Consider the following 23,621-nt stretch of genomic DNA (forward strand, 5'->3'; position numbering starts at 1 on the left):
GGCCGCGCCGCCCAGCAAGACGACCACGAGATGTCGAAACCTCTACCATCAGGGCATGCCCCCGTCGCCCGGCCGCTCCTCCGGCGGTTCCCAGCCGGGGCGTCGAAACCGGCGCCGGCGGCGTCGACTGCGGACCGTCGACGAGACCTCGGCCGGAGGGTTGGTCATCGACGCCGTCCACGGGCTGGCTGCGATCATCGGGAGGCTGGATCGCCGGGGGCGGCTGTTGTGGTCGTTGCCCAAGGGACACATCGAGCCTGGTGAGACGCCGGAGCAGACCGCGGTGCGGGAAGTGGCGGAGGAGACCGGCATCATCGGCCGCGTGGTGACCGCGATCGGCACCATCGATTACTGGTTCGTCGCGGGAAACCGGCGAATCCACAAGACCGTTCACCACTTCCTGCTGGACGCGGTGGGCGGGGAGCTGTCCGACGAGGACGTGGAGGTCACCGAGGTGGCGTGGATGCCGCTCGGTGAGCTGGACGAGGTGTTGGCCTACGCCGACGAACGCCGGCTGGTGCGCCGGGCCCTGAGCCTGCGCGACGGTGGCGGTGGCGGCGCCGGCCTCGCGGGAGGCGAGCGCCTCGGGGCACGACCGACGAGAGGGAGCGGGACGGAGCAGACGTGAGGTTCCTGCTGGCCGCGCTGTGCGCGGTGCTGTTGTTCGCGATGCTGCCGGTCACTCAGGCGACCGCGCAGAGCGGCGGCTCAGCCGACTTCGAGGTGACCAAGGTCACCCCCTCGGTGGTCGACGGGGGAGGCCCCGGCGACGTCGTCATCAGCGGTGAACTGACCAACCGCAGCAGCCGCCCGCTCACCGGAGTTCAGGCCCGCGTCGAGCGCGGCAGCGCGCCGACCAGCGAACCGGCCGTGCAGCGAACCATGCGCGAGGGCTCCGAGGGCATCACCGAGCCCGCCTCGGCCCCCATCGCCGACCGCGTCGAGCCCGGCCAGACGCTGCCCGTCCAGGTCCGCATCCCGCTGACCGGCCCCCACTCGCTCCAGCTCAGCGAGCCAGGGGTCTTCCCGCTGGTCGTCAACGTGCAGGCCGGGCGCTCGCAGGTCGCCGAAGCCCAGTTCCTGCTGCCGGTCACCGGGCTGCCAGGCGCACCGCCGCTGCGGCCCCCGGAAGCGACCCCGGCGAGCCTGGTCGTGCCGATCGTCGACACCCCACGCCTGGAGCGCGAGGCGCTGCCGGGCGGGCGCGCGGTGCTCGTCGACGACCAGCTGTCCACCTCGCTCGCGCCCGGCGGTCGCCTCTACGACCTCGTGCAGGCCATCAGCGACAGCGCCCCGGCGGGTTCCTCGCTGGGCAACGCGCTGTGCTTCGCCATCGACCCCGACCTGCTGATCACCGCCAAGGCGATGCAGGGCGGCTACCAGGTCCGCCAGCCCAACGGCACCCTCGTCGAAGGCATCGGCCGCTCGGCCGCCGACCTGTGGCTGACCAAGCTCCGCCAGGCCACCGCAGGCCGCTGCGTCATCGCCCTGCCCTACGCCGACGCCGACGTGGTCGCGCTCGGCCGCGCCGGGTTGTCCGACCTCGTCGACGGGGCGATGGACGGCGCTCAGCTGATCAGCGCGCCGGACGGGCTCGGCGTGGAACCGCGCAACATCATGTGGCCGATCGAGGGCGCGCTGGCCGACCCGAAGATCGGGAAGCTGCCGTCGACGATGCTGCTCGACACCCGGGCGGTGGACATCCCGGCCGGCTCGCTCACCCCGGTCAAGCTCCGGGGGCACGACACGACCGCCATCCCGATCGACCCGCTGCTGGCGTCCGCGCTGGACCCCAACCGCGACACCCAACAGGAGGTCACCGAGCCGTCGCCGCCCGGCGGAGGTGCGCTGACCGCGCAGAACGCGCTCGGTGCCCTGGCCTTCCGGGCCACCGGCGGCTTCGTGCCGAACGCGACCTCGGTGCTGGTCCCGCCGCGCCGTTGGAACATGCGCGCCGACGAGCTGCGCGGACTGCTCACCGGCCTGTCGAAGCTCGACGCCGCCGGGCTGGTCCGGCTGAACGCGCTGCCCTCGCCGAACCCCGCGACGCTCGCCGAAGCCAACCTCACCTACCCGGTGCAGGCGGGCGGCGCGGAGGTCCCGCGCGAGACGATCGACGCGCTGGCCGCCCAGAACTTCAGGGTCGGCGACCTGGCGCGGTCGTCGAAGTCCGACCTCGCCCAGACCGTCTCGCCAGGACGGGTCACCACCCCGCTGCGCAACGGCCTGCTGCACGGCGTCTCCAGCGCCTGGCGCGGCAACTCCGGCGCCGCCGACGACTGGGTCAAGCGGGCGACCGTCCCGATCGACGACATGCTCGGCAAGGTCCGGATCGAGGAGTACCCGGGCACGACCAACCGGCTGTCCTCGGACAGCCCGATCCCGGTCACCGTGGTCAACGACCTGCCGTTCACCGTCGGCATCCGGTTCGAGATCCCGGCCGTGCCCGGCGTCGAGGTGCAGCACGACTTCGGCGGCGGCCTGGCCACCGTGCCCGCCAACGGGCGCCGGCAGTTCATGCTCGAGGCCTCGGCGCAGCGCGCCGGCCGGTTCATGGTCGACATCAGCGTCACGGCCGGGGGCGGCACGCAGCTGGGCACCACGAAGCGGCTGCCGATGGAGTCCACCGAGTACGGCGCGCTGATCCCCTGGCTGACCGGCATCGCCGGGGCCGTGCTGGTGCTCATGTCGCTGCGGCGGATCCTGAACAAGATCAGGTCCCGCCGCGAACGCAGAACCGCAGGTCAGCAGCCCTCGGACACGGCGGAGACCGAACCGCTGGCGCACGCCGGCTCCGCGTTCCCCATCACTGACCAGCCCACCACCGGAGGGGACCGCGACCGGGGCTGAGATCCTGGGTCGGACGTCCCGGGCCCGCCCGGGCAGCGCAGGCGTGGGTGAGGATTGAGGCAGTGAACGGACACGACCCCAGGCGGTCCGGCGGTCAGCCGGAAAGCCCGACCATGCCGATCGACCGCGGCTCCGCACCGGAGCGCAGCGCTCGGCAGGGTTGGCACGTCGCCGAGACGCAGCCGATCTCCGCGGTCCCCGCCGAGCCCGGTCCGGACCAGGCCTTCGAGCAGTCCGCCGAGCAGACGCAGGTCATCCGGCCTGTCTCACCGGGCAAGCCGTCGCTGCTCAAGGCCAGCGGCTCGATGGCCATCGCGACCCTGATCAGCCGGATCACCGGCTTCCTGTGGAAGCTGCTGCTGGCCTTCGCGGTCGGCTTCGGGGTCATCAACGACTCGTTCAACGTCTCCAACACGCTGCCCAACAGCATCTTCGAGCTGCTCATCGGCGGCGTGCTGACCAGCGTCGTGGTGCCGGTGCTGGTGCGCTCGCAGAAGGCCGACGCCGACGGCGGTCAGCGGTTCGTGCAGCAGATGATGACGCTGGCCGTGGTGGTGCTGGGCATCGGCACGGCCATCGCCGTGCTCTGCGCACCGCTCCTGACCTGGATCTTCGTCACCGAGTCGGACACCTCGAACCTCGACCTCGTCAACGTCCTGGCCTATCTGCTGCTGCCGCAGATCTTCTTCTACGGCCTCTCCGCGCTGGCCGGTGCGGTCCTGCAGTCCAAGCAGATCTTCAGCCCACCGGCCTGGGCGCCGGTGGTCAACAACCTGGTCGTGATCTTCACGATCGGCGCGTACATGCTGCTGCCGGGGGAGATGTCGCTGAACCCGGTGTCGATGACCGACGCGCACGTCCTGGTGCTGGGCGTCGGCGTCACGCTCGGCGTGGTCAGCCAGGCCGCCATCCAGGTCCCGGCGCTGCGCTCCACCGGTTTCAGGTTCCGCTGGCGCTGGGGCTGGGACTCGCGGCTGTCGGAGTTCGGCGGGCTCGCGCTGTGGATGCTGGCCTACGTCGCGGTCAGCCAGATCGGCCTGATCGCGCTGAGCCGGGTCGCCTTCACCGGCGACGAGGGCGGCTGGTCGACCTACAACTACGTGTGGATGCTGCTGCAGCTGCCCTACGGCGTCATCGGCTTCTCCATCATGACCGCGATCCTGCCGCGGATGTCGGCGGCCGCCGCCGACGAGGACTACGCGAAGGTGATCGACGACCTGTCGTTGGGGAGCCGGCTGTCGACGGTGACGCTGATGCCGGTCAGCGCCGTGATGACCGCGCTCGGCGTGCCGCTGGCGCTGTCGCTGTTCGCGCTGCGCGGCGAGACCGGCTCGGCCACGACGCTCGGCTTGGCGCTGGCGGTCTCGGCCTTCGGCGTGCTGCCGTACGCGCTGACGATGATGCAGATGCGGACGTTCAACGCGCTCAGCGACGCCCGCACCCCGACGCTGATCATGGTCGTGATGACGGTGGCGAAGGTGCTGCTGGCGATCGTGGTCGCCGCGGTGCTGCCGCCCGACCAGATCGTCTTCGGCCTGACCTTCGTCAACTCCTTCACGTTCGTCGTCGGCTGGCTGGTCGGCGAAGCCTGGCTGCGGCACCGGCTCGGACCGCTGGGCAGCCGGCGTTTCCTGGTGACCCTGGGGAAGTCCACGCTCGCCTCGGTGGTCGGCGGGTTCGCCGCGTGGGGCGTGGCGCTCGGCGTCGACGCGCTCGTCCCGGGTTCGGCCGGGGCCGGAACCGGTTGGTTGCAGTTGCTGTTCGGCAGCGCGGTGGGCTTCGCGGTGATCTTCGGATCGATGTCCATGCTTCGAGTGGCCGAACTTCAACCCGCGATTGGGCGCCTCACCGGTTTGCTGCGTCGTCGGTGACTTTCGCGTCACGTACCCTCGTCTGTGAAGTCTCCTTCCGTGAGGGCAACCCGCAGGCGGACCGGGAGGAGCGGGAGAGGGAAGGTGTCCAGCAAACCCAGCGAGCAGATCGCGGCGGACAGCGATGAACCGGGGGCCGATGCCCCGGCTGAGCAGCTCACACCGGGCCGGGTGTTGGACCACGGCCGGTACCGACTGCTCTCCCGGGTCGGGACCGACGACCGCTGCGACGCCGAACTGTGGCGTGCCAAGGACGGAGTCCTGGGCCGCGACGTCGCGCTGACCATCCTGGTCGGTGACCGCGCGGACGCCGCAGCGGCCAACAACGCGCGTCGCACCCTGGAACGTGCGATGCACGCCAGCACCTTCAACCACGTCGGCGTCGCGCGCGTGCTCGACGTCGTCACCCAGTCCGCCGGTGATCCTCCCGGCGTCCTCGGCCTGGTCATCGCCGAGTGGACGCACGGCACCGACCTCCTCGACCTGGTCGCCGAAGGCCCGCTGCCGCCGGGGACCGCGGCACGGCTGATGCAACCGCTGGCCGCCGCGGTCGAGGCGGCGCACCACGCCGGACTGGTGCTGGGCGCCGACCACCCGCAGCGGATCCGGGTCACCCCGGAAGGCGAAGTGCGGATGGCGTTCCCCGGACCGCTCTCGCACGCCACCTCCAGCGACGACGTGCGCGGCCTCGGTGCCGCGCTGTACCTGCTGCTCACCGGGCGCTGGGCGCTCGGCGACGCGCCGGAGGAACTGCCGCCGGCCCCGACCGGACCGGACGGGAACCTGGTGGCACCGCGCACCCTCCGCCCGGCCGTGCCGATGGAGCTGTCCACCGTCGCGGTCCGCGCGCTCGGCAACCCCGACTCCACCGGCACCACCGGGGGAGTCCGCACCGGTGCCGCCGTGCTGCGAGTGCTCGAGCAGTACGCGACCTACGAGCCGACCAACACGCTGTCCAACGGCGCGCCGCCGGCCGAGTCCAACGAGGTCTGGCGCCGCGAGGACCCGAAACCGGACGCGGCCAAGCGGAAGAAGCTCACCATCAGCGTCGGCGTGCTCGCCGTCGCGACGATCCTGGTGCTCGGCTGGATCGCGGTCGGCGTGATCGGCATGTTCACCGAGTCGAACCAGTCCAGCGGCACCGGAACGGTGATCAGCGGCAACAACCCGGGCACCGCCCAGCAGCCGCCGCCCCAGCCTCAGGCCTCGCCGGTGCGTATCTCGGAGGGAACCTCGTTCAGCGCCAACGGCGAACCGGACGCTCCGGGCCGGATCAACAACCTCTTCGACGGTGACCCGAACACCTACTGGTCGACCTTCGGTTACTTCCAGCAGCTCGGACCCGGCGGCATCAACACCGCGACCGGTGCGGTGCTGACCCTGGAACGCCCGGCGGTGGTGCAGGAGGTCGTCGTCAACTCGCCGAGCGCCGGGGCGAAGGTGGAGGTCCGGCAGGTCGACGGCTCGCCGAGCATGGAGTCGAAGCTGCTCGGCAGCGCGGTGCTCGGCTCCGGTGACACCCCGGTCAAGCTCGAAGGCGTCGCGCCCAGCGACAAGATCATGGTCGTGCTCACCCAGCTGCCGGAGGACGGCGGCGAGTACTCCGCCCGGATCAACGAGATCACGGTCTCCGGCAGCGCTGCCTGACGCACACCGACATCGGCGCTGTGACCAGGATCACGGTCACAGCGCCAATGTCGTTGCTGACCAGGCGAATTCGCGAAGATCCGCGCAGGGGCACTTCCGCTCGTCTCACGGTCAGTATTGTCTTGAGCCGTGTCTGTCCCCACCCCTTCCGACGCCGAGCTCATCGCGGCGCACGCGCACGGGGATCCGCACGCGTTCTCCGAGCTCTTCCGCCGACATCGGGATCGGCTGTGGGCCGTGGCCCTGCGGACCACGCGCGACCCTGACGAAGCGGCGGACGCGCTGCAGGACGCGATGATCTCGGCCTTCCGCAACGCCGCCTCGTTCCGCGCCGAGTCGCAGGTGACCACGTGGCTGCACCGGATCGTCGTGAACGCCTGCCTGGACCGCATCCGGCGCCGCCAGGCGCGGCCCACGGTCCCGCTGCCGGAGACCGGTCCGGAACCGGCGGTCCCACGCGACGCGATCGCCGACCAGGACACCAGGATGGTCGTGCAGGAAGCGCTGGCCCAGCTCCCCGACGACCAGCGCTCGGCGATCGTCCTGGTCGATGTGGAGGGGTACTCGGTGGCCGAAACCGCCGTGATGCTCGGCGTCGCCGACGGCACGGTCAAGAGCCGGTGCGCGCGCGGGCGAGCGAGGCTCGCGAAAGTTCTGGGACACCTGCGGAACCCAAGTGCAGATGCGAACGTCCCAGATGACGCGATGGCCATGCGTCGACGGGAGGGACGATGAGTGGGGAGAGCCGGCGCGCGGGAGCGCCGCAGGGACCACCTTGGTCCCTGGACCTGCTAGCCGATCTGCACGCAGGCGTGCTGGACGGCCCGACCGCCGACGAACTGCGCCGCCAGGTCGACGCCGACCCCGAAGCCCGGGAGGTCATGGCGGCGCTGGACGCCACCACCTCCGACCTCGCCGACCTGCCCCCGCTGAGCATCCCGGACGACGTCTCCACGCGGATCGAGGCGGCGCTGCAGGACGAGGTCCACTCCTGGACCCGCGACGCGGCACCGACCCAGCCGGTGCAGCAGGCGCCCACGCCGTCCTCACCCGCGACCGGGGAGGCGCAGGTGGTCGACCTCGCGGCCGCCCAGGCGCGCCGCCGCCGCAGGACGACGCTCGGGACCGGACTGGTGGGTGTCGCCGCCGCGGCCGCCGCGGTGGTCTTCGCGGTGCTGCCCGGCACCGGCGGGGACGACAACACCGCTCAGCCGCCCGTGCCGACCCGCACCGCGCCGGGCGGGAGCCAGGGCGCTCCGCTCGCCCTGACCGGCGACCAGGTCACCCTCGACGGGCAGCAGTTCTCGCAGGTCATTAACTCGGACGAGTACGTGTCCACGCTCGCCGACCCGCAACAGCTGCTCGGGTGCCTGCAGGCCAACGGCGTGCGCAGTGGCAAACCCATGGGCGCCCGCGAGATCACCCTCAACGGCGAACCCGCCCAGCTGTTCGTCCTGCCGGGCGGCGGCCTGGGCAAGTTCCGGCTCCTCGCCGTCGGTCCCGACTGCAGCAGGGGCCACCCCGCCACCCTCTCGGACAGCACCTTCGGCGGCTAGCGCACGCGGTGACGCGAGCCGCGGGACGGGCGACCTCCTCGCAGCTCGCACCGCCGCGGGTCTTCGGACGTCGTCCGGCGAGGACATCGCGGCACCAGGGTCCAGACGGCGTCCGGGGGTGCGACACCCGCTCCGCCGACCAGGGGGAGTCAGCCCTTCTTCCTCGACGCGTTGTGCGCTGCGGCACCGGGTCCCGGAGATCGGGAACATCGCCGAATAGGATCGCGTTGATGCCAGTACGGTCGCGCTCCTGCGCGGCGGAGACGCTACGAAGGGAAGGGGCGCGGTGACCAGCGACGTCCGCAACGTCATCATCGTTGGTTCCGGCCCGGCCGGCTACACCGCTGCGGTGTACGCGGCCAGGGCGGAGCTGGAGCCGGTGATCTTCGAGGGAACCCAGTTCGGTGGCGCACTGATGACCACCACCGATGTGGAGAACTACCCGGGGTTCAAGGACGGGATCATGGGTCCCGACCTCATGGAGCAGATGCGGTCCCAGGCCGAGCGCTTCGGCGCTGAGCTGCGCACCGAGGACGTCGAGCGCATCGACCTCTCCGGTGACGTGAAGACCGTCGTCGCCAACGGGGTCGAGCACAAGGCCCGCGCCGTCATCCTCGCGATGGGCGCCGCCGCGCGCTACCTCGACGTCCCGGGTGAGGAGGCCCTGCTCGGCCGCGGTGTGTCCGCCTGCGCCACCTGCGACGGGTTCTTCTTCCGCGACCAGGACATCGCCGTCGTCGGCGGTGGTGACTCGGCGATGGAGGAAGCCACCTTCCTGACCCGCTTCGCGAAGTCGGTGACCATCATCCACCGCCGCGAGGAGTTCCGCGCCTCCAAGATCATGCTGGAGCGCGCGCGGGCCAACGACAAGATCAAGTGGCTGACCAACAAGACGGTCGCGGAGGTCCAGGGCGAGGGCAAGGTCAGCGGCCTGAAGCTGCGCGACACCGTCACCGGTGAGACCTCCGACCTGGCGGTGACCGGGATGTTCGTGGCCATCGGCCACGACCCGCGCAGCCAGCTGGTCCGCGACCAGGTCACGCTCGACGACGAGGGCTACGTGCAGGTGCAGCACCCCACCACGCACACCGGTGTCCCCGGCGTGTTCGCCTGCGGCGACCTGGTGGACCACATCTACCGGCAGGCGGTCACCGCCGCCGGCTCTGGCTGCTCCGCCGCCATCGACGCCGAGCGCTGGCTCGCAGAGCACGAGACCCCGCAGGCCGAGGTCGCCTCCGAGCTGGTCGGCGGCGGCTACGGGGGCTGACGCCCCGGTTCCGCCACCGCACCGCTGAGCAGCACCCCCACTTCACGAACGACAGGAGATGAACATGGCCGGCAACACCGTGACCGTGGACGCCGATTCCTTCAAGAGCACCGTCCTGGACAGCGACAAGCCCGTGCTGGTCGACTTCTGGGCGACCTGGTGCGGCCCGTGCAAGATGGTCGCCCCGGTGCTGGAGGAGATCGCCGACGAGCACTCCGACAAGCTCACCGTCGCCAAGCTCGACATCGACCAGAACCCGAGCATCTCTCGCGACTACCAGGTGATGTCGGTCCCGACCCTGCTGGTCTTCCAGAACGGCCAGCCGGTCAAGCAGATCGTCGGCGCCAAGCCGAAGGCCGCGCTGCTGTCGGACCTCTCCGACTACCTGTGATCGGGCTGTGAAGTCAGCCTCGTTCTGAGGCAACCGAATAACGCGCACCCGCCGTCTTGTCGATAGGGCAGTGACGGCGGGTTCGTGCTTTCACGATCTCCGCTCCCCACAGCGGGCCCGAACGCCCGCTGCTGCGGGGGATCGCGCGTGCACGATCCGTCGTCGCACGTCCCGCCCGGTGCTCGTGGGCCGCAGCGCCGGGGTACGGCGCACAAGGCACAATGACCCGACGGGTCCGCCACTCGCGGGCCCGCTCCGCACAACACGCAGAACTCGGGACAACCCCGACCATCCTCCGCGTCGGTGTCGCGCCGACGCCTGAATCGAGCGAGGAGTGCATGCAGCTGCTCCACCGCGGTGACGTCGGTCCGGCCGTTGCCGAGATCAAGAACACCCTTGCCTCGCTGGGACTGCTGCCGGCCAACGGTCGGCCGGGACCCGCGATCTTCGACGAAGCGGTGGAACAAGCGGTACGCGGCTTCCAGCAGCAGCGCGGGCTGATCACCGACGGTGTCGTCGGCCCGGCCACCTACCGCGCGCTCACCGACGCCCGCTGGCGCCTCGGTGACCGCTCGCTGGCCTTCCTGGTGTCCAAGCCGGTGAGCGGCGACGACGTGTTCGCCCTGCAGGAGCGCCTGCTGGAGCTCGGGTACGACGCAGGCCGCCCGGACGGCATCTTCAGCGCCGAGACGGAGCAGGCGCTGCGCAGCTTCCAGCGCGACTACGGCCTCACCCCCGACGGCATCTGCGGACCCGGGACCCTGCGAGCCCTCAAGCAGCTCGCCCCGAAGGTCCGCGGTGGCCGCCCGGTGTTCCTGCGCGAGCAGGAGAAGGTCCGGCGGGCAGGTCCGCGGTTGCGCGGCAAGCGCATCGTGATCGATCCCGGCCACGGCGGTTCCGACCGCGGTGTGACCGTCGGCGACGTCTCCGAGGCGGACCTGACCTGGGACCTGGCTCGCCGGCTGGAAGGCCGGATGGTGGCCACCGGGATGGAAGCGCTGATCACGCGCGGCCCGAACGCCTGCCCGCCCGACGCCGACCGCGCCGCGTTCGCCAACGAGGCGGGCGCCGACATGTTCCTGTCGCTGCACCTGGACGCCAACCCGTCCCCCGGAGCGGAGGGCGTGGCCAGCTTCCACTTCGGCACCGGCAACGGGACCACCTCGACGGTGGGCGAAGCGCTGGCCGGGTTCCTGCAGCGCGAGATCGTGGCGCGCACCGGCATGGTCGACTGCCGCACCCACCCGAAGACCTGGGACGTGCTTAGGCTGACCCGGATGCCCGCCGTCCGGATGGAGCTCGGTTACCTGACCAACGAGGGCGACCGCAAGCGCCTGCTCGACCCGTCGTTCCGCGACGTGGTGGCCGAGGGACTGCTGGTCGCGGTGAAGCGCCTCTACCTGCTCGGCAAGGACGACCAGCCGACCGGAACCTTCACCTTCGACGACCTGCTCCGGCACGAGCTGGCGCGCGCCGAGGGCGCCTGAGCGGCTCTCAGGCGCCTCCGACGGCGGGCTCCGCCGTCTTGATGGTCACCGACGTCAGCAGGCGCTCCAGCGCGGCCTCGACGTCTTCCTTCCAGCTGATGGCCGTCCGCAGCTCCAACCGCATCCGCGGCCACTTGGGGTGCTGGCGCACGGTCTTGAAGCCGACCTGCTGGAGGAACCCGGCCGGGATCACGCAGCTCTCGGCCTCACCGGTCAGGTCGCCGAACGCCTCGACCGCCTTCACACCGCGCCGGGTCAGGTCCTTGGCGACGTTCTGCACCAGGACGCGACCCAGGCCGCCGTCCTCGAACTCCGGGGTCACCTTCAACGCCGTGAGCAGCACAGCGTCCGCGCTGACCGGCGCGGTGGGGAAGGACGCGGCGCGCGGCACGGCCGCAGGAGGGGCGTAGATCGCGTACCCGGCTGGAACGCCGTCGACGTAGATGATGCGGCCGCAGGAGCCCCACTCCAGCAGCACGCTGGAGACCCAGGCCTCCTTCTCCAGTTCGGTCTCGCCGAACTCCTCCGCCTGCTCCCGGACGTGCGGCGCCAGTTCCCAGAAGACGCACCTGCGGCACTTCGGGGGCAGGTGGTCGAGGTTGTCCAGCGTGACGCCGACCACGCGTCGCGACACCTGACCTCCTGCAAGCGTGAGGAACCCGCGCACGATCGACGGCGGGATGCAGCCAGAATAAGCCGCTCACCTGCCGGACGGAAAGCTGCACTACTCACCCGGGCGGCCTCGATGGGGTGAGATCGCTAACCACGCCCGCCCAACATCCACGAGCGGACGGGACCGACTGGCCCCAACCTGTTGTTCCACGTGAAACACCGCCGGGCAGAACGGATCGGCACCACCGCGCCCGGCCTGACCGGCGACGACGAGAGGCCTGTTACACGAGCGATACTCCGCAGCGATAGGGCTTGTAGAATCGCCCGAATCGCTGGCGCCTAACCGAAATGGGAGCGCGACATGTCGGATCAAGGAAGCCAACCGGACCAGACCGACCACTCGGTCGACAAGGCCGCCCGCAACCTCGACGCGTACCGGGCGCGCTACGCCGAGCGGACCGCCGGGATGACCGCCTCCGAGATCCGAGCTCTCTTCGCCGTCGCCAGCCGCCCTGAGGTGGTGTCCCTGGCGGGCGGCATGCCCAACCTCGCAGCCCTCCCGCTCGACTCGCTGGCCACCGAGGTGGCCCGTCTCGTCTCCGAGGACGGGCAGGTGGCGCTTCAGTACGGCTCCGCGCACGGCGTGCCGGAACTGCGCGAGCAGATCTGCGAGGTGATGGCGCTCGAGGGGATCAGCGCCCACCCGGACGACGTGGTGGTGACCGCGGGCTCCCAGATGGGCCTCGACATGGTCACCCGCATCTTCTGCGACCCGGGTGACGTGATCCTCGCGGAGGGCCCCTCCTACGTGGGCGCGCTGGGATCGTTCGGCGCGTACCAGGCCGAAGTCGTCCACGTGGCGATGGACGAGGACGGCCTGCAACCCGAGGCGCTCCGGCAGGCGATCGCCGACCTGGAGAAGCAGGGCAAGCGGATCAAGTTCCTCTACACGATCCCCAACTTCCACAACCCGGGCGGCATCACGCTCGCGAAGGAACGGCGGGCCGAGGTCCTGGAGATCTGCCGCCAGGCCGACATCCTGGTGGTGGAGGACAACCCCTACGGGCTGCTCGGGTTCGACGGTCAGCCGTACCCGGCGCTGCGCAGCATGGACCCGGACAACGTCGTGTACCTGGGGTCGTTCTCGAAGACCTTCGCCTCGGGCCTCCGGGTCGGCTGGGTGCTGGCGCCGCTGGCGATCCGGGAGAAGCTGGTCCTGACGGCGGAGTCGGCCACGCTGTGCCCGCCCACGCTGAACCAGATGATCGTGTCCCGCTACCTGTCGACGCACGACTGGCAGGGGCAGATCAAGATCTTCCAAGAGCAGTACCGCGAGCGTCGGGACGCGATGATGTCCGCGCTGGAGCAGCACATGCCGGCGGGGTGCACGTGGACCAAGCCCGAGGGCGGGTTCTTCGTCTGGTTGACCGTGCCGGAGGGCGTGGACACCAAGGCGATGCTGCCGCGCGCGGTGACCCAGCGGGTCGCCTACGTGTCGGGCACCGGCTTCTACCGGGACGGCTTCGGCAGCCGGCAGATGCGCCTGTCCTACTGCTACCCGACGCCGGAGCGCATCCGGGAGGGTGTGCGCCGGCTCGCCAACACGCTGTCCGAGGAGATGGAGCTGGTCCGGACCTTCGGTACCGTGCCGCCCAGGAGCGTGCCGGGCCCGCAGGCGCCGTCGCCCGACACCGCGTGAGTTCCCCCATCCACACGACCGGTCCACTGCGCCTCATCGGGTGCAGTGGACCGCTACTTTTCCGAGGTGCTTGAAGAGTGTCTGATCGCTGGGTTGCCGTGCTCGCTGGTGGGCTGTCGCACGAGCGCGATGTGTCGCTGCGGTCCGGCCGCCGGCTGTCCGCCGCGCTGCGCTCGGTCGGGATGACCGTGGCCGAATGGGACGCCGACGCCCGCCTGCTGTCCCGACTCACCGAGGAGCGACCGGACGCGGTCGTCATCGCCCTGCACGGCGGGGAAGGGGAGAACGGGTCGGTGCAGGCGGTGCTGGACATGCTCGACATCCCCTACGTCGGCACCGGTCCGCACGCCTCCCGTCGCACCTGGGACAAGCCCACCGCGAAGGCTGAGGTGGCCCGTGCGGGCCTCACGACGCCGGACTGGGTGGCGCTGCCGCACGCGACCTTCCGCGAGCTGGGCGCGCAGGCGGTGCTCGACGCGCTCATCGGCAAGCTCGGCCTGCCGCTCATGCTCAAGCCCGACCAGGGCGGCTCCGGGCTCGGCGCCCAGGTCGTGCGCGACACCGCCGGGTTGCCCTCGGCGATGGTGGGCGCGCTGTCCTACGGAGATGCCGTGCTCGTCGAGCGCTTCATCGAGGGGACCGAAGTCGCGATCACCGTCGTCGACGGACCGGAGGGCCCGGAGGCGCTTCCCGCCGTGGAGATCGAGCCGGCCGACGGCGTGTACGACTACACCGCTCGCTACACCGCCGGGCTGACGAACTACCGCGCTCCGGCGGACATCTCCGCGGACGCCGCAGCCGCTGCGGGGGAGCTGGCGATCGCCACGCACAAGTTGCTCGGCCTCCGCGACATCTCGCGCACCGACGCGATCATCGACACCCACGGCGTACCGCACTTCCTCGACGCGAAGGTGTCGCCCGGACTGACCGAGACCTCGCTTCTGCCGATGGCGGTCGAGGCGGCGGGGCGATCGCTCGGGGAGACCTACGCGGCCCTCGTCGAGCGGGCGATCAAGCGAGCCGAGTGACTCGCGCGCGTTTCACGTGAAACCAGAAGCGGCGGACTCCGAGGAGTCCGCCGCTTTCGTCTTCGGTCACCGACACCGCCGGCGGGCGCGTGGTGTGGTGTGGTGATCACTCCGGGTCATCGTCACCGTGACGGAAAGCCCCGGTGTCATTCCTCGCCGATTTCGCGGGCTTCCCGACCCAAGATCATCTCTGCGATCCGCTCGAGATCGTCGACCGACCCGTACTCGATCACGATCTTGCCTTTCCGGCTGCCACGGGACACCTTCACCTTGGTGTCGAAGTGGTTGGCGAGCCGGTCGGCAAGCCGGTCGAAGCCGGGGGCCTGGATCGGCTTCTTCGCCGCGGCCTTCTCCTTGGCCGGCCCCTCGGACTTCCTCAGCGTCACCTGCTCCTCGGTCGCGCGGACCGACAAACCCTCCGCCACGATCCGCTTCGCGAGCTCCTCCTGGTGCCCCACGTCCTCGAGGCTCAGCAGCGCGCGGGCGTGGCCGGCGGAGAGCACGCCGACCGCGACCCGGCGCTGCACCTCGAGGGGGAGGCGCAGCAGGCGGATCGTGTTGGTGATGACCGGGCGGCTCCGACCGATCCGGTCGGCGAGTTCATCGTGGGTGACACCGAACTCGTCGAGCAGCTGCTGGTAGGCCGCCGCCTCTTCCAACGGGTTGAGCTGAACGCGGTGGATGTTCTCCAGCAGCGCGTCCCGGAGCAGCTCGTCGTCCTTGGTCTCGCGGACGATGGCGGGGATGGTCTCCAGGTCGGCTAGCTGGGAGGCGCGCCACCGGCGCTCGCCCATGATCAGCTCGTACTGATCGCCCTCGATCTCGCGCACCACGATCGGCTGCATGAGCCCGAACTCGCGGATCGAGTGCTGCAACTCGTTGAGCGCTTCCTCGTCGAAGACCTGACGAGGCTGCTTCGGGTTGGGAGTGATCGACGCGATGGGGATCTCTTTGTACACGGCACCCGCGACGGACCCCTGCACGGCGTCCTCGGTTTCACGTGAAACGGAGGACTCCGACTGCTGAGTTCCGTACGAGGGCCCGCCGCGGACCCCGGAAGTCGTTCCGCCCAGCGTGGCGCCATCGGCGCCTGCCGGGGGAGCGCTCGGGATCAGCGCGGCGATGCCGCGTCCCAGACCACCTCGTCGCTCGGTCATGCTGTCTTCCTTTCGGCACCCCGCTCCGCGATCTCTCGCGCCGCGTCCAGGTAGCTCATCGAGCCTCGTGAACCCGGATCGTAGGTCAGAACCGTCTGACCGAAGCCCGGAGCCTCGGAGATCTTCACGCTACGCGGGATCACGGTCCGCAGGGTCAGATCACCGAAATGATCCCGGACCTCGGCGGTGACCTGATCCGCGAGCTTGGTGCGACCGTCGTACATCGTCAGCAGGATCGTCGAGACCCACAGCGCCGGGTTCAGGTGGGACTGCACCAGCTCGATGTTGCGGAGCAGCTGTCCCAGACCTTCGAGCGCGTAGTACTCGCACTGGATCGGGATCAGCACCTCGTGGGCCGCGACCAAGGCGTTCACCGTGAGCAGGCCGAGCGAGGGCGGGCAGTCCACGAAGACGTAGTCGAAGTCCAGCGCCTCGACCGCCTCGGAGTTGAGCGCCTCCTTGAGCCGGCCCTCGCGGGCGACCATGGTGACGAGCTCGATCTCGGAGCCCGCCAGGTCGATCGTCGCCGGGACGCAGTAGAGGTTGTCGGACTGGGTGCTCTTGGCCGCCGCGTCCGCGACACTGATCTCGCCGAGCAGCACCTCGTACACCGACGGCACACCACCGCGGTGCTCGACCCCCAACGCGGTGCTCGCGTTCCCCTGCGGGTCGAGGTCGATCACCAACACCTTGAGACCGTGCAGGGCCAAGCCGGCCGCGAGGTTCACCGTGCTCGTCGTCTTGCCGACGCCACCCTTCTGGTTGGCCACGGTGATGATCCTCCGGTTCTTGGGCCGGGGGAGGTCCAGATCGTCGGGGTGAAGCACGCGCGTCGCGCGCTGTGCCTCCTCCATGATCGGAGTCCAGCCGATGTCGTCCCGGCCGAAGCTCATGGGGTTGCTCTCCGGGCCGGAGGGGAATCGCATGGCGCCCATCGCGCGCCCCCTTGTTTCACGTGAAACCCGACCCGCTCCGTTTTCCTCCGGATTCACCGTCCACGTTCCTTTCTCGCTCGGCGCGTGTCACGACGCCGACCAGACGAGGTTCGGGTCGCCGCGACCCTCTCCACCACGACAACGGTCGTCGGCACTTCGAGCACACCGACGCCGCATGACTTGACTTCGCCGCGACCGCCACCGGCCGCGGCGATTGCCGCCGCATCCCGTTCGAGTTCTTCGGCCGCGCTCTCGCCCTTCATGGCGAGCAGCAGGCCGTCCTGCCGCAGCAGCGGGAGGGACCACTTCGCGAGCCGTTCCATCGGTGCCACGGCGCGCGCGGTCACGACGTCCTGTCCGGCAAGCCGTTCGCGCACCGGTCCCTCCTCGGCACGACCACGCACCACCTCGACGGTGAGTCCCAACTCGGTGATGACTTCCTGCAACCACGTCACCCGCCGAGCCATCGGCTCCAGCAAGGTGAGGGTGAGATCCGGGCGAGCGATCGCCAGCGGGATGCCCGGTAACCCCGCCCCAGAGCCTACGTCCACAACCCGGCTTTGAGGGGGGAGCAACTCCGCAATCACAGCAGAGTTCAGCAGATGTCTTTCCCAGAGCCGGTCCAACTCGCGGGGACCGATCAGTCCGCGGCGGATTCCGTGCTCCTGGAGCAACTCGGCGAACCTCTCCGCCAACTCCACTCGCTCACCGAAAACGACCCGCGCCGCTTCGGACACACCTCCGGTCAAGACATTCACCCCGCTGTTTCACGTGAAACTGAAGACTGCACGTCTAGACTGCCGGATCGGGATCTGGAGCCGTGCACCAACCCGCGGTTTCACGTGAAACCACGCCGAACGAGTACCGGCGGAGGTACGACCCATTCAGCCAGACCAGAGTTGCAGAACGGTTGCACCCGAACTACAGCAACCACCCAACCCACCGCCTGCCCGGCATCCGCGCATTCCGTTCCCCCTGACACGCGCATTGGGTTCGGCGACGCCGCCGCACCACAGTGCCCGCGAACAGCAGAAGGCCCCCGCCGGACCGGACGTCCAGAGGGGGCCTGCTGGGGGAGCAGCGATCAGCTCTTGAAGATGACGACCTTGCGGTTGGGCTCTTCGCCTTCCGACTCGCTGTGCACGCCGTCGACCGCGGCGACCGCGTCGTGGATGATCTTGCGCTCGAACGGGGTCATCGGCCGCAGCCGCGTCGCCTGCCCGCTCTTGAGCACCTCCTCGGCCGACGAGCGGCCGAGCTCCGACAGCTCCTCGCGCCGACCGGCCCGCCAGCCGGCGACGTCGAGCATGAGCCGGCTGCGCACGCCGGTGTCCTGCTGCACGGCGAGGCGGGTCAGCTCCTGGAGGGCCTCGAGCACCTGACCGCGGTTGCCGACCAGCTTCTCCAAGTCGGTACCACCGTCGATGCTCACCACGGCCCGGCCGGCCTCCACGTCGAGGTCGATGTCCCCGTCGTAGTCGAGCAGGTCCAGCAACCGCTCCAGGTAGTCACCGGCGACGTCGCCTTCCTGCACCAGCAAGGCCTCGGTGTTGGACACCTCGGGGGAGGACTCGTCGTTGGCGGGGGAGTCGGTGGCCTCGGCGACGGCCGGGCTCTCCTGCACAGTTTCAGACACTGGGTGTCTCCTCTCCAGGGGTTCGCGGCGGGGTCAGCGGGACTCGCCCGGCTTGTCCGCGTCGCGAGCGCGGTCTTCGATCACCCCGGGGGTCTCACCGGGTTGGTCAGGGGACGCCTTCTCAGCGGTGGTGTCGACGACTGCGGAAGTCGTTCCTACCGAGTCGACGACCGCGGGCGCGTCCGCAGACGCAGCCTCCTCGCGATCGATCCGGCGGTACACCACTCGTTGTTGTCCCAGCGTCCAGAAGTTGTTGGCGAGCCAGTAGATCAGGATGGCCAGCGGGAGGAACGGACCACCGACGATAGCGAACATCGGGAAGATCCACAGCATCAGCTTGTTGGTCACCGCCGCCTGCGGGTTGGCGGCGGCCTCGGGGCTCTGCCGCTGCAGGGAGTGGCGGGCGGTGAAGTGGGTGGCGATCGCTGCGGCGATCATGAGCGGCACGCCCACGGTCATCATCGCCAGGCGGTCGGTGCCGAAGGTCGCCAGCACCTCCGGGGCCTGGCTGAGGGTGTTGGAGAGCTTCGCGCCGAAGAGGTCAGCCTCGACGAAGGAGTTGACGTCGGCCGCGTTGAAGACGAAGTTGCCGGGCGCACCGGGCTTGAACCCGTTGAGCACCTGGAAGAGCCCGATGAACACCGGGACCTGCACGAGCATGGGCAGGCAGCCGGAGAGCGGGTTGAAGCCCTGCTCGGTCTGCATCTTCTGCATCTCCTGCGCGAGCTTCTGCCGGTCGTCGCCGTGCTTCTCCTGCAGCTCGCGGATCAGGGGTGCGAACTCCTGCATCTTCTTCATCGACCGGACCTGGTGCACGAACGGCTTGAACAGGATCGCGCGCAGGGTGAAGACGAGGAAGACGACCGACAGCGCCCAGGCGAACCCGCTCGAGGGGTCGAGCACGTGTCCGAAGACCTTGTGCCAGAACCAGAGGATGGCCGACACGGGGTAGTAGATGAAGTCCAGCACGCGGGCTACTCCTCGGCGGGTTTGTCGGGAAGGCGGATGCCGGCTCGCCGTTCACGGGGTGGGGGGACCAGGTCGACCCCTCCGGGATGCCAGGGTCCGCAGCGCAGCAACCTGCGGGTGGTGAGCCATCCGCCGCGGAACAGCCCGTGCACGGTCAGCGCTTCGACGGCGTAGGCGCTGCAGCTGGGGTAGAACCGGCACATCGGCGGCAGCAGCGGGGAGATGGCCTTGCGGTACGCGTGGACGGGGCCGAGCAGGATCCAGGCGGGCAGGCCGGCGCGCTGACCCGCACGACTTCCGTCATGCGTATCGTCATGCCGCCGATCCGGTGCCATGTCCTACAACCCCGCCATCAACTGCCGTCCGGGCCATCGGGGAGACGAACGCGAAGCTTCTTCAAAGCCGCGTCGATGTCCGCGCCGAGTTCCCGGCTGGACGCGTCCGCTGCCGGAGGCAGCGCCCGGACCACCACCAGTGTGCCAGCGGGCAGGTCTGGGAGGCGGTCTCTCATCAGGTGGCGCAGACGGCGGGCGACCCGGTGGCGCACCACCGCGATGCCCACGGCCTTGCTCACGACAAAACCCACCCGGGTCGAAGGAGTCGAGTCCCGGGTGGGTGCCGTATTAGCTTGAGCCTCCGGCGTGGCCTCACCACTCGCTCGACGAGCCCGGTACTGGTCCGGGCGCAGGACGTGGACCACCAGTCGGGGGCGTCCGGCCCGACGACCACGACGGACCACCAGGCGGAAGTCCTGGTTCTTGGTCAGCCGGGCTGCCGTGGGAAGCACGGCCGGACGCGATCAGGCAGACAGCTGCGCGCGGCCCCGGCGACGGCGCGCGGCCACGATGGCCCGGCCGGCGCGAGTGCGCATGCGCAGCCGGAACCCGTGCTTCCTGGCACGGCGGCGGTTGTTCGGCTGGAAAGTGCGCTTGCCCTTGCTCACGGTCGGATCTCCCGGTTACTACAGGCACCGATGGTCGTCTCGGACCACGGTTCGGTCATGGTGTCCCCGGTACTCAACCCGCAGGTCCGCAGGGCGCGGACCGGAAGCCGCAAGGCCGGGCGCGATGTCGGCGCGCCGACATGCCCGCTGCACAAGCGGGGGACTGTAGAAGGGTACGCCAGGGCCGCCGGCGGGTGCGCAGCCGGGGTGGACAACCGGCGGTATCGACGCCATAACGAAGGACGCAGGCGTCCGCGTGACAGGTTCGCCGACGCTTCGCCACGTCCGCGCTGGTGATCGACCGACCGCTCGTCGACGCTGAACAGCCTGCCACATCACGATCTCCGCGAGGGGCGGGGGAGCTGCTTGTGGCGGAGGCCGCAGCCTTGTTAGCGTGCCTCCCTGCGATGGCGCGGGCCGTTGGTGGGAGCATCGGTCGGCAGTCAGGGGGACTGACCTCGATCGCAGGGGTACGACGGCCCCAGGGGGAAACACCGCAGCGGCCTGCCGTACCTTCATACACACGTTGTGGACAACTCTGTGGACACGTGTGCCCGCCGAGTCGCCCACCCGTATCCGTGGTACCCGCTACCCGTGCAACCTTGGGGGCTGGGGACCGGGGCCGCAACCGGGGAGCATCAAGCGAGGGGAGGGGAGCAGGCGGTGTCCGACCACCAAGCCGATCTCGGTCGAGTTTGGGAAGAGGTGGTGCAGGAGCTGTCCTCCGGCACTCTCTCGCCGCAGCAACGCGCGTGGATGCGGGTCACCCGCCCCATCGGGCTGCTCGACGGGACCGCGCTGCTGGCCGCTCCGAGCGACTTCGCGAAGGAAGCGATCGAGCGCGCGCTGCGCGACCCCATCACCGACGCCCTCTCTCGCCGGTTGGGCCGCGACGTCTCGCTCGCGGTGAAGGTCGACACCGCGGTGCCCGCGCCCACCCGTCCGGTGGCCGCGCCCGCGCCGGAGACCTGGAGCCCGCGGGGCGGAGACGACCAGTCCTCTTCCTCCGCCACCTACATCTCGGTGCCCGGGTTCAGCGGCGACAGCTCCTACGGGCACACGGCGCACACCGGGTCGATCGCGCACACGGGTTCCATCCCGGTCGTGCCACCCGGGAGCGCCACCGGCCCCGATTCCCGCAGTGCGGAAAGCGGCGGCAAGCACGCCGCCCCCGAGTCCGGACCGAACCCGGCCGCGGACGTCGAGTTCCCGACGGCCGAGTTCAAGTGGCCCCACGGCGAGATCCCCAAGCCCGGGCAGTCCGCGCTGGCCGAACCCGAGGCCGAGCCGGCCGGAGCGCCCGCGCCGACCGAGGAACCGGCAGCCGAACCGGAACCGGTCGACCCCGCCCCCGGAGAGCAGGCCGCTGACGAGGGAGTCTGGCCGACCTTCGGCCGCGGCCAGGGGGCGCAGCCCGGCCCGGCCACGCCGACCGGTCAAACCGTTCCGTCGGCGGAGCCGCAGCAGGGCCAGCCGTTCACGGCGCCCAAGCACGCGCCGCCGACCTCGCAGACCCGGCTCAACGCCAAGTACACCTTCGACACCTTCGTGATCGGTTCCTCGAACCGGTTCGCGCACGCAGCCGCGGTCGCCGCGGCCGAGGCCCCCGCCCGGGCGTACAACCCGTTGTTCATCTGGGGCGAGTCGGGTCTCGGCAAGACGCACCTGCTGCACGCGGTCGGGCACTACACGCAGCGGCTCTTCCCCGGGATGCGGGTCCGCTACGTCTCGACCGAGGAGTTCACCAACGACTTCATCAACTCGCTGCGCGACGACCGGCAGGTGGCGTTCCAGCGCCGCTACCGCGACGTCGACGTGCTGCTGGTCGACGACATCCAGTTCTTGGAGGGCAAGGAAGGGACCCAGGAGGAGTTCTTCCACACCTTCAACACGCTGCACAACTCGAACAAGCAGATCGTGGTGTCCTCCGACCGGCCGCCGAAGGGCCTGCGCACGCTGGAGGACCGGCTGCGGACGCGGTTCGAGTGGGGCCTGATCACCGACATCCAGCCGCCCGAGCTGGAGACGCGGATCGCGATCCTCCGGAAGAAGGCGGCGCAGGACCGGATGAACGCGCCGGCCGACGTGCTGGAGTTCATCGCCTCGCGCATCGAACGCAACATCCGCGAGCTGGAGGGCGCGCTGATCCGGGTCACGGCGTTCGCGTCCTTGAACCGGCAGCCGGTTGACCTGCAGCTGGCCGAGATCGTGCTGCGCGACCTGATCCCCGACTCGCAGACGCCGGAGATCACCGCGCCGACGATCATGGCTGTGACCGCCGACTACTTCGGCGTGACCATCGACGACCTGTGCGGGCCGGGCAAGACCAAGGCGCTGGCCCAGGCGCGGCAGATCGCGATGTACCTGTGCCGCGAGCTGACCGACTCGTCGCTGCCGAAGATCGGTCAGTACTTCGGCAGCCGTGACCACACCACGGTCATGTACGCCGACAAGAAGATCCGCAAGGAGATGGCCGAGCGCCGGCGCGTCTACGAGCACGTCCAAGAGCTGACCGCCCGGATCAAGCAGCAGTCCCGCTGATCGACGCCGAACCAGGCTGGGGACAACCGCCGTTCGAGTTGTCCTCGGCCGTCTTAGCGCGCGACCGGCGGGACTCGACCGTTCAAGTTCAGCTCTCTGACCTGCGATTTTTCAGCATGGCCGGCTCATTTGGCCGCTGACGGGATTTCTCGAGTCCCCTGGTGTGATTCCCTAGGCCGCGCGCGCCCGCGCTTTCTGGTAGTGCGGCCTGCTCCGAGCCACCCCCTCCGGCAGTGGGAGTTCTGCCGTCCCGACGCGAACCCACTCCCGCCCGAACACCGCTCGCGCAGTCCGAGGAGCCCTCGCGCCGCAGCTGATCGCCGAGCGCTGCAGCCCTCCACCACCCCTCCGGGAGCAGCGCGGAGGTTTCTGCTCGTCCGCACCGCCCGGATCCGGGTGCTGCAGCAGAAAAGTTCCGGCGCCCGCGGGGGATCTCGGACGCCTCCGCGCAAGGGTGGAGGGCCAAAATCACTACTTCCGGTGTTCGTACGACCGCGGTGCGCAGTACCGGGAACGTTCACGGACAGAACTTTTCTGCTGGACCTCGTGGGCTTCACCTCACCGCAGCGGTGAAAACCGGCCAGCGGGCCGAGCTGTCCACAGAAATGCGATCCCCAGGGATGACCTGGTCCTTTCCCCAGTCCATCCACAAGCTGTGCACACCCTGCCCACATGCTTCGGTCGGGTTGCCAACAGAGTTCTCACAACTCTGCCCACAACCCGACCGGTGGAGAACCCGCAATCCACCCCGGGATGGGTACAACCGGGGGGCCAACTGTGGACGGGAGTGTGGACAACTGGGGATGGGTGTGGAAGAACCCGGGCCGGGTCGAAGTTGTCCACCACCCGGCTGTCGCAGTCCCCGGTTGCTCCCAGTGGCCATCCACACCGGAGCGAGCCACCCGACCAGCCCAAACAGCGGTTGTCCCCACAACTCACAGGCCTTACTACTACTGCGGACATTTCTTCTCTTTGAAGAAAAAAGAAGAAGAGAACTAGGGTCGGTGGATAAGTGGACAACTCCCGCCTCGA

The 23,621-nt window shown here is 69.8% G+C and carries 21 protein-coding genes; 12 read left to right on the top strand and 9 right to left on the bottom strand.

Features of this window, described 5'->3' with window-relative positions; translation table 11 throughout:
• Positions 1-55: 55 nt before the first annotated feature.
• The 9 genes from EIL87_RS22370 to EIL87_RS22410 all read left to right on the top strand — a co-directional run bounded on the left by EIL87_RS22370 (position 56) and on the right by EIL87_RS22410 (position 11,069).
• The gene (locus EIL87_RS22370; protein ID WP_125092557.1) at positions 56-628 is read left to right on the top strand and encodes an NUDIX hydrolase; all 573 of its coding nucleotides are present in this window, start codon (positions 56-58) and stop codon (positions 626-628) included.
• Positions 625-2,850 carry a DUF6049 family protein gene (locus EIL87_RS22375; RefSeq protein WP_125092558.1) on the top strand — a complete coding sequence of 742 codons (2,226 nt, stop codon included), beginning with the start codon at positions 625-627 and terminating at the stop codon, positions 2,848-2,850. The genes EIL87_RS22370 and EIL87_RS22375 overlap by 4 nt, the downstream gene beginning before the upstream one ends.
• A gap of 62 nt (positions 2,851-2,912) precedes the next feature.
• Positions 2,913-4,721 (top strand): murein biosynthesis integral membrane protein MurJ, encoded by a 1,809-nt coding sequence (murJ, locus tag EIL87_RS22380; RefSeq protein ID WP_233576484.1) that lies wholly within the window; start codon positions 2,913-2,915, stop codon positions 4,719-4,721.
• An 84-nt stretch (positions 4,722-4,805) separates the two neighbouring features.
• Entirely contained in the window at positions 4,806-6,368 is a 1,563-nt protein-coding gene (locus EIL87_RS22385; protein WP_125092559.1) for a protein kinase family protein, read from the top strand.
• Between the two features lie 129 nt (positions 6,369-6,497).
• Positions 6,498-7,103: an RNA polymerase sigma factor SigM gene (sigM, locus tag EIL87_RS22390; RefSeq protein ID WP_125092560.1), complete on the top strand. Its 606-nt coding sequence runs from the start codon at positions 6,498-6,500 to the stop codon at positions 7,101-7,103.
• The gene (locus EIL87_RS22395; protein ID WP_199740557.1) at positions 7,100-7,924 is read left to right on the top strand and encodes an anti-sigma factor; all 825 of its coding nucleotides are present in this window, start codon (positions 7,100-7,102) and stop codon (positions 7,922-7,924) included. The genes sigM and EIL87_RS22395 overlap by 4 nt, the downstream gene beginning before the upstream one ends.
• 286 nt (positions 7,925-8,210) lie before the next feature.
• Positions 8,211-9,191: a thioredoxin-disulfide reductase gene (gene trxB, locus EIL87_RS22400; RefSeq protein ID WP_125092561.1), complete on the top strand. Its 981-nt coding sequence runs from the start codon at positions 8,211-8,213 to the stop codon at positions 9,189-9,191.
• A gap of 58 nt (positions 9,192-9,249) precedes the next feature.
• The gene (gene trxA, locus EIL87_RS22405) at positions 9,250-9,582 is read left to right on the top strand and encodes a thioredoxin (protein WP_267898872.1); all 333 of its coding nucleotides are present in this window, start codon (positions 9,250-9,252) and stop codon (positions 9,580-9,582) included.
• A 338-nt stretch (positions 9,583-9,920) separates the two neighbouring features.
• Entirely contained in the window at positions 9,921-11,069 is a 1,149-nt protein-coding gene (locus EIL87_RS22410) for an N-acetylmuramoyl-L-alanine amidase (protein WP_125092563.1), read from the top strand.
• 7 nt (positions 11,070-11,076) lie between these two features.
• On the opposite strand, the gene EIL87_RS22415 is transcribed toward EIL87_RS22410, so the two are convergent.
• A complete protein-coding gene (locus EIL87_RS22415) occupies positions 11,077-11,703 on the bottom strand; it encodes a GNAT family N-acetyltransferase (RefSeq protein ID WP_125092564.1) in 627 nt (208 codons plus the stop codon).
• A 339-nt stretch (positions 11,704-12,042) separates the two neighbouring features.
• On the opposite strand from EIL87_RS22415, the gene EIL87_RS22420 reads away from it, so the two are divergent.
• Positions 12,043-13,380, top strand: coding sequence for an aminotransferase-like domain-containing protein (locus tag EIL87_RS22420; protein ID WP_125092565.1), 1,338 nt, complete (start codon positions 12,043-12,045; stop codon positions 13,378-13,380).
• A gap of 77 nt (positions 13,381-13,457) precedes the next feature.
• Positions 13,458-14,408, top strand: a complete 951-nt coding sequence (locus EIL87_RS22425) for a D-alanine--D-alanine ligase family protein (RefSeq protein ID WP_125092566.1) — start codon at positions 13,458-13,460, stop codon at positions 14,406-14,408.
• A gap of 146 nt (positions 14,409-14,554) precedes the next feature.
• Here EIL87_RS22425 and EIL87_RS22430 read toward each other — a convergent pair whose 3' ends face one another.
• The 8 genes from EIL87_RS22430 to rpmH form a co-directional block, all read right to left on the bottom strand.
• A complete protein-coding gene (locus EIL87_RS22430) occupies positions 14,555-15,565 on the bottom strand; it encodes a ParB/RepB/Spo0J family partition protein (RefSeq protein ID WP_125092567.1) in 1,011 nt (336 codons plus the stop codon).
• Positions 15,562-16,491: a ParA family protein gene (locus tag EIL87_RS22435; protein ID WP_407690570.1), complete on the bottom strand. Its 930-nt coding sequence runs from the start codon at positions 16,489-16,491 to the stop codon at positions 15,562-15,564. Before EIL87_RS22435 ends, EIL87_RS22430 begins: the two co-directional genes overlap by 4 nt.
• A 62-nt stretch (positions 16,492-16,553) precedes the next feature.
• Complete coding sequence (rsmG, locus tag EIL87_RS22440; protein ID WP_125092568.1) at positions 16,554-17,249, bottom strand: 16S rRNA (guanine(527)-N(7))-methyltransferase RsmG; 696 nt, start codon at positions 17,247-17,249, stop codon at positions 16,554-16,556.
• A gap of 335 nt (positions 17,250-17,584) precedes the next feature.
• Positions 17,585-18,136, bottom strand: a complete 552-nt coding sequence (locus tag EIL87_RS22445) for a Jag family protein (RefSeq protein ID WP_125092569.1) — start codon at positions 18,134-18,136, stop codon at positions 17,585-17,587.
• 33 nt (positions 18,137-18,169) lie between these two features.
• Positions 18,170-19,105 carry a membrane protein insertase YidC gene (yidC, locus tag EIL87_RS22450; protein WP_125092570.1) on the bottom strand — a complete coding sequence of 312 codons (936 nt, stop codon included), beginning with the start codon at positions 19,103-19,105 and terminating at the stop codon, positions 18,170-18,172.
• Between the two features lie 5 nt (positions 19,106-19,110).
• Positions 19,111-19,440, bottom strand: a complete 330-nt coding sequence (yidD, locus tag EIL87_RS22455) for a membrane protein insertion efficiency factor YidD (protein WP_125092571.1) — start codon at positions 19,438-19,440, stop codon at positions 19,111-19,113.
• A 17-nt stretch (positions 19,441-19,457) separates the two neighbouring features.
• Complete coding sequence (rnpA, locus tag EIL87_RS22460; protein WP_125092572.1) at positions 19,458-19,892, bottom strand: ribonuclease P protein component; 435 nt, start codon at positions 19,890-19,892, stop codon at positions 19,458-19,460.
• A gap of 12 nt (positions 19,893-19,904) precedes the next feature.
• Positions 19,905-20,048 (bottom strand): 50S ribosomal protein L34, encoded by a 144-nt coding sequence (gene rpmH, locus EIL87_RS22465; protein ID WP_125092573.1) that lies wholly within the window; start codon positions 20,046-20,048, stop codon positions 19,905-19,907.
• 663 nt (positions 20,049-20,711) lie between these two features.
• Here rpmH and dnaA point away from each other — a divergent pair.
• A complete protein-coding gene (gene dnaA / locus EIL87_RS22470) occupies positions 20,712-22,589 on the top strand; it encodes a chromosomal replication initiator protein DnaA (RefSeq protein ID WP_125092574.1) in 1,878 nt (625 codons plus the stop codon).
• Positions 22,590-23,621 lie beyond the last annotated feature (1,032 nt).

Source organism: Saccharopolyspora rhizosphaerae (assembly GCF_003931915.1).
In the GTDB taxonomy this organism is placed as follows: Bacteria; Actinomycetota; Actinomycetes; order Mycobacteriales; family Pseudonocardiaceae; genus Saccharopolyspora; species Saccharopolyspora rhizosphaerae.

What these genes read in the sequence shown, in the direction of transcription:
- EIL87_RS22370 (WP_125092557.1), top strand. Translation starts at nt 56, where the DNA reads ATGCCCCCGTCGCCCGGCCGCTCCTCCGGCGGTTCCCAGCCGGGGCGT.
- EIL87_RS22395 (WP_199740557.1), top strand. Translation starts at nt 7,100, where the DNA reads ATGAGTGGGGAGAGCCGGCGCGCGGGAGCGCCGCAGGGACCACCTTGG.
- trxA (WP_267898872.1), top strand. Translation starts at nt 9,250, where the DNA reads ATGAACATGGCCGGCAACACCGTGACCGTGGACGCCGATTCCTTCAAG.
- EIL87_RS22410 (WP_125092563.1), top strand. Translation starts at nt 9,921, where the DNA reads ATGCAGCTGCTCCACCGCGGTGACGTCGGTCCGGCCGTTGCCGAGATC.
- EIL87_RS22420 (WP_125092565.1), top strand. Translation starts at nt 12,043, where the DNA reads ATGTCGGATCAAGGAAGCCAACCGGACCAGACCGACCACTCGGTCGAC.
- EIL87_RS22430 (WP_125092567.1), bottom strand. Translation starts at nt 15,565, where the DNA reads ATGACCGAGCGACGAGGTGGTCTGGGACGCGGCATCGCCGCGCTGATC.
- EIL87_RS22435 (WP_407690570.1), bottom strand. Translation starts at nt 16,491, where the DNA reads ATGCGATTCCCCTCCGGCCCGGAGAGCAACCCCATGAGCTTCGGCCGG.
- yidD (WP_125092571.1), bottom strand. Translation starts at nt 19,440, where the DNA reads ATGGCACCGGATCGGCGGCATGACGATACGCATGACGGAAGTCGTGCG.